Source organism: uncultured Dokdonia sp. (assembly GCF_947496725.1).
GTDB lineage: Bacteria > Bacteroidota > Bacteroidia > Flavobacteriales > Flavobacteriaceae > Dokdonia.
The window spans coordinates 1-299 of the sequence record NZ_CANMDS010000020.1 but is presented as its reverse complement, the minus strand read 5'-3'; the positions used below and the strand labels follow the sequence as shown (position 1 = coordinate 299).

The window sequence follows — 299 nt, the reverse complement described above, 5'->3', positions numbered from 1 at the left end:
GAGAGCCGTCCAGAGGTATCTCCAGCAGATAATATAGTACAGTGTGCCGATGATCTTGGGATTAATGTTGCGCCTAACCAAGATGAGGCCACCTTTGACCTTACTCAGCAGAATGCTATGATTACTGGAGGTGTGACTGCAACCTCTGTAACCTATTACACCAGCCTTGCAGATGCAGAGGCGATGGTTAATGCAATAGACACGCCTAGTGCTTATGTGAACACGAGTAACCCACAAATCATTTATGCTAGAGCGGTTAATACAGATAGCAACTGTGAGAGTACGATGGTGGTAGACTT

General features: G+C 45.8%; 1 protein-coding gene. It reads left to right on the top strand.

Annotation, left to right across the window (positions count from 1 at the left end):
• Nucleotides 1–299, top strand: a 299-nt coding sequence (locus Q0948_RS14880) for a hypothetical protein (protein WP_298354520.1), incomplete at both ends; no start/stop codon positions are given.